Source organism: uncultured Caballeronia sp. (assembly GCF_964243625.1).
Lineage (GTDB): Bacteria > Pseudomonadota > Gammaproteobacteria > Burkholderiales > Burkholderiaceae > Caballeronia.
On the sequence record NZ_CAXTGZ010000136.1, the window covers coordinates 1 to 5,181 of the forward strand.

At 60.9% G+C, this 5,181-nt stretch carries 5 protein-coding genes; 2 read left to right on the plus strand and 3 right to left on the minus strand.

All coding sequences use genetic code 11. The annotated features are described in order from the left end of the window. A partial coding sequence (locus ACFFAR_RS11805) for a deoxynucleoside kinase (RefSeq protein WP_375507918.1) occupies window positions 1-247 on the plus strand: 247 nt, incomplete at its 5' end. Window positions 248-305: 58 nt separating this feature from the next. Next, window positions 306-1,121 carry a 3-methyl-2-oxobutanoate hydroxymethyltransferase gene (gene panB / locus ACFFAR_RS11810; protein WP_061998493.1) on the plus strand — a complete coding sequence of 272 codons (816 nt, stop codon included), beginning with the start codon at window positions 306-308 and terminating at the stop codon, window positions 1,119-1,121. A gap of 6 nt (window positions 1,122-1,127) precedes the next feature. Here panB and ACFFAR_RS11815 read toward each other — a convergent pair whose 3' ends face one another. The 3 genes from ACFFAR_RS11815 to ACFFAR_RS11825 all read right to left on the minus strand — a co-directional run. Continuing rightward, window positions 1,128-2,912 (minus strand): chorismate-binding protein, encoded by a 1,785-nt coding sequence (locus ACFFAR_RS11815; RefSeq protein ID WP_174363494.1) that lies wholly within the window; start codon window positions 2,910-2,912, stop codon window positions 1,128-1,130. Between the two features lie 10 nt (window positions 2,913-2,922). After that, window positions 2,923-4,071, minus strand: a complete 1,149-nt coding sequence (gene dnaJ / locus ACFFAR_RS11820; protein WP_061998491.1) for a molecular chaperone DnaJ — start codon at window positions 4,069-4,071, stop codon at window positions 2,923-2,925. Window positions 4,072-4,395: 324 nt separating this feature from the next. Then, window positions 4,396-5,181: Hsp70 family protein (locus tag ACFFAR_RS11825; RefSeq protein ID WP_375507919.1), on the minus strand; the 786-nt coding region annotated here is incomplete at its 5' end.

Below are 5,181 nucleotides of genomic sequence, written 5' to 3' on the forward strand. Positions count from 1 at the left end.
AGTCTTGTTCGCGCGCATTCAAAAGCGCGCGGTGCCAATGGAACTGCAGATTCCCGACGCCTACCTGCGCGCCCTCTGCGACGCCTACAATGACTTCTTCTATCACTACGACGCCACGCCGTTATTGACGGTGAACGCCGAGCATTTGAACCCGCTGGAATCGGAAGCCGATCTGGCGCTGCTGATCGAACGTATTGAAACCATGCGCGGGCGCAAGGAATTCTTTGTCAAGGGCACGTCACTCTAAGTCCGTCCGGGCGGCGCGCCAGCGTGCCGTCTCTTATCTAGTCGATGTGGAAATTGCCATGGCGTATTTGCAGGAAACCAGCCGCACCGCGATCACCGTTCCGAAGCTTCGGACCATGCGCGAAGCCGGCGAAAAGATCACGATGCTGACGTGTTACGACGCCAGCTTTTCCGCGCTGCTCGACCGCGCGGGTGTGGACGTGATGTTGATCGGCGATTCGCTTGGCAATGTGCTGCAGGGCCATGGCACGACGTTGCCCGTGGTGCTCGATGACATCGCGTATCACACCGCTGCCGTCGTACGAGGCAACAAGAATGCGCTCGTGGTGGCGGACATGCCGTTCGGCACGGTCGGCTCACGCGAAGAGACTTACGCGAACGCCGTGAAGCTGATGCGCGCCGGCGCGCAGATGGTGAAGATCGAAGGCGGGGAATGGTCGGCGGAGATCGTGCGATTCCTGGTTGATCGCTCCATTCCGGTGTGCGGGCACGTTGGCTTGACGCCGCAATCCGTGCACGCGTTCGGCGGCTTCAAGGTGCAGGGCAAGACCGATGCCGGCGCCGACCAGATGCGTCGCGACGCGTTGGCGTTTCAGGAAGCCGGCGCGCAATTGCTGGTGATCGAAGCAGTGCCTACGTTGCTCGCGCGAGAGGTCACGGAACAATTGGTTATCCCGACGATCGGCATTGGCGCGGGTATCGATTGTTCAGGCCAGGTGCTCGTGCTGCACGACATGCTGGGAATCTTTCCCGGCAAACGGCCGCGTTTCGTGAAGGACTTCATGCAGGGTCAGCCGAGTATTTTTGCGGCGGTTGAAGCGTACGTTCAGGCCGTGAAGGACAAGAGTTTCCCCGGGCCGGAGCATACGTTTTAGAAGCTATTAGCTCTTGCGTTTCAGCCGCGCGGCCACTGCGCCGCGCAACGCGTTGCAGATCATCAGCGCTTCGGCGCGGTTCAAATCTTCGAGCGTCAGCGCGCGTTGTTCTGCTTCCAGCTCTTCCAGCAAAACGCCGCGCATCACGCCCGGCAGCAATCCCGCGCCGAGCGGCGGCGTTTTCCATCGGCCATCGCGCTTTAAGAATACGTTCGACCGCCCGCCTTCCGTCAGCTCGCCGCGCTCGTTGAAAAACAGCATATCGAACGCGCCATGCGTTCCGGCCTCGCGCCATGCACGGTCGTAAACCTCACGCGATGTCGTCTTGTGTTCGAGCAACGGATCATTGGAAGAGCGCGGCGCAAAGCCATATTCGGATGCCAGCAACACGCTCACCGTTTGCTCCGCCAACGGCGCAAGGGGCGCGCTCGTTACGTTGATCTCGCCGCTTTTCGCCAGTGCAATCCTGAGTCTGTACGAGGCGTCCTGCTCAAACCCGGCGCAGGTTTCATCGATACGACTTTGCAGCGCAGTCCGGTCAAGCGGAAACCCGCACCACCCGGCGCTCGATGCCAACCGCGCCAGATGCCGGCCCCAATGGCGAATCCCGTCCTTCGTTGCGAATGTGGTCTCGAAGAGCTGGAAACCCGGATCGGAGCCAGTCAGGAATTGCGCTTTCAATTGGCACTCCTCGAATTCATCGGCGGCGACGCTGTCCAGCACAATACCCGCGCCGATACCCATCCTGCCCCGGCCATGCTCGATTTCAATCGTGCGGATCGGCACGGACAAACAGAAGTCATCACGCGCGTCCAGCCAGCCTATAGCGCCGGTATAAATACCGCGCGGCGTGCTTTCGAGCGCGTCGATCAATTGCATGGTCTTGTGTTTCGGCGCGCCCGTGATCGATCCGCACGGCAACAGCGCGCGCAGGATATCGGCGAACGAGGTGCGTGGCCGCGAACGCGCCTCCACGGTCGATGTCATTTGCCACACCGACTTGTACGCCTCGACCGTGAACAATTGCGGCACCCGGACGCTTCCGGTCACGGCCACGCGCGCCATGTCGTTGCGCAACATATCCACGATCATCACGTTCTCAGCGCGATTTTTCGGATCGTCTCGCAGCCATTCCGGGTCGGCGCTGCGCGGCGCGGTGCCTTTCATTGGTCGGGCGCGAAGTAAATCACCCTCACGTTCGATGAACAACTCCGGCGAGCACGACAACACGTCACGCCCGTCGGGCATCGCGATCAACGCGCCATAGCGTACCGGTTGCCGCTCCCTCAGCCTTCGGTACAACCCAATGGCCGAGCCGAACACATCGAACGCGAGACGGAATGTGTAATTGATCTGATACGAGTCGCCCGCCTGCAGCGCCTCCTGCACACCTGCGATGGCATGTTCGAACGCATCGGGCGTCACGCTCGATTCGATGTTCGCCACTCCCGCCACCGACGGCTGGTCAGCCAAACCGTTGTCGTTTTCAGCGAGCCACTGATCGGCCTCTTCCCGCGACAAAAACCTGCATTCGCGAAACAACAAAAAGCGCAGCGCGGCATTGCCGGGCTGCGCCAACTGCAGATTGCGGCCGAATTCGTAGTCCGCCAGCACGACCACGTGCAAACCGTCGTGCAGGTCTCGCCTGACGCTCGCGCACACGTCGTCCAGCTCTGCCGCTTCGTGACACGACCGTTCGCGCACGAAGCCGGCGTAAAGGCGACTCGACCGCCTTCCGGCGGTCGAGTCGCAATCGTCGAGCAGCGCGAAAACCTCGCCGCGTTGCTGCATGATCAGTGCCTCAATCGAAGAAACTCTTCACCCGATCGAACCAGCTCTTGCTTTGCGGACTATGACGCGAGCCGCCTTCCGTCAGCGAACGCTCGAACTGCTTGAGCAGGTCGCGTTGCTGATCGGTGAGCTTGACCGGCGTTTCGACCTGGACGTGCACATACAAGTCGCCGGCGATACTCGAACGCAATCCCTTGATGCCCTTGCTGCGCAGACGGAACGTCTTGCCCGACTGCGTACCTTCCGGCACCGTAAAGCTCGCGCGCCCGGCCAGCGTCGGCACTTCGATCTCGCCGCCAAGCGCCGCCGTGGTGAACGGAATCGGCATCTGGCAATGGAGGTCGTCGCCATCGCGCTCGAACACCGAATGCTGCTTGATGTGAATCTCGACGTACAAGTCGCCGCTCGGACCGCCGTTGATGCCCGGCTCGCCGTTACCCGACGAACGAATCCGCATGCCGTCGTCGATACCCGCCGGAATCTTCACCTCCAGCGTCTTCGTTTCCTTCACCTTGCCCGCGCCGTGGCAATGACCGCACGGTTCAGGAATGAAGGTACCGGTGCCGTGACACTTCGGGCACGTTTGCTGGATGCTGAAGAAACCCTGCGACATTCGCACGGTGCCTTGTCCGTGACACGTCGGACATGTTTCCGGTTTCGTGCCGGCCTTGGCGCCCGAGCCTTTGCAGATCTCGCAATTCACCCAGCTCGGTACGCGAATTTGCGTATCGTAGCCGTGCGCTGCCTGCTCCAGCGAAATTTCCATGCTGTAGCGCAAATCTGCACCACGATAAACCTGTGGACCTGCGCGCCCGCGTCCGGCGCCTGCACCCGCGCCGCCCCCGGCCGCCTGCCCGAAGATGTCGCCGAATATATCGCCGAAGGCATCGGCGAACCCGCCGAAACCTTGCTGGCCAGCACCGGCCATGTTTGGATCGACGCCGGCATGTCCGTACTGGTCGTAAGCCGCGCGCTTTTGCGGATCCGAGAGCATTTCGTAGGCCTCCTTGGCCTCCTTGAAACGCTCTTCCGCATCCTTGCTATCCGGATTGCGGTCGGGGTGATGCTTCATCGCAAGCTTGCGATACGCCTTCTTGATTTCGTCGTCGCTCGCGTTCTTCGCGACGCCCATAACCTCGTAGTAATCCCGTTTCGCCATATCGGTTCAGCGCCACCGCGCCCGATCTTTTCGATCAGGCCGACAGCTCCCTCTTGGATGCCTGGAGTCTTGCGACTCATGTGATTTGTCGACGCTTCGCCTTTGTACGATTCGCCCGGTCAGCCTGTGACCGGCGACAATAATTCGCACAAAGCGCCGCGCCCTCTAAAAAACAACGTGCCCGGGGAGCCAATTGGCTCGCCAGGCGCGTTCTTCGTACTTGCGCTCAACTTCTCGCAAGACATCTTCCATCGCGGTCCCGCACGAAGTCGCACAAGACCGGTTCAACCTTCGCCGATGACACGCTTTCGCGATTCAATCGACTTAGTCCTTCTTCACTTCCTTGAAGTCGGCATCGACAACGTCGTCGTGCTGCTCCGGCGCCGCCTGCGCGCCTGCACCGCCCGCTGCACCAGCCGCCGCGCCCGCAGCACCTTGGGCTGCAGCCATGTCGGCGTACATCTTTTCGCCGAGTTTCTGCGACGCCGTGGACAGCGTTTCAATCTTCGCGTCAATGCTGGCCTTGTCGCTCGCCGTGCTCTTGAGCGCTTCTTCAAGATCCTTCAACGCAGCTTCGATCTGTTCCTTCTCGGCCGCTTCAATCTTGTCGCCGTACTCAGCCACGGCCTTCTTCGTGCTGTGCACCAGCGCGTCGCCCTGATTGCGCGAGTCGGCCAGTTCACGCAGACGATGATCTTCGTCAGCGTTCGCTTCAGCATCCTTCACCATCTTGTCGATCTCGGCGTCAGACAGACCCGAGTTCGCCTTGATGACGATCTTGTTTTCCTTGCCGGTCGCCTTGTCCTTCGCGCCGACGTGGAGAATGCCGTTCGCGTCGATGTCGAAGCTCACTTCGATCTGCGGCGTGCCGCGTGCTGCCGGCGGAATGCCTTCGAGGTTGAACTCGCCCAGCAGCTTGTTGCCTGCCGCCATTTCGCGCTCACCCTGGAACACCTTGATGGTCACGGCGCTCTGGTTGTCGTCGGCGGTCGAATAGACTTGCGCGTGCTTCGTCGGGATGGTCGTGTTCTTGTTGATCATCTTCGTCATCACGCCGCCAAGGGTTTCAATACCCAGCGACAACGGCGTCACGTCCAGCAGCAACACGTC

Coding starts and splice junctions, on each gene's coding strand:
- panB (WP_061998493.1), top strand. CDS start 306: ATGGCGTATTTGCAGGAAACCAGCCGCACCGCGATCACCGTTCCGAAG.
- dnaJ (WP_061998491.1), bottom strand. CDS start 4,071: ATGGCGAAACGGGATTACTACGAGGTTATGGGCGTCGCGAAGAACGCG.
- ACFFAR_RS11815 (WP_174363494.1), bottom strand. CDS start 2,912: ATGCAGCAACGCGGCGAGGTTTTCGCGCTGCTCGACGATTGCGACTCG.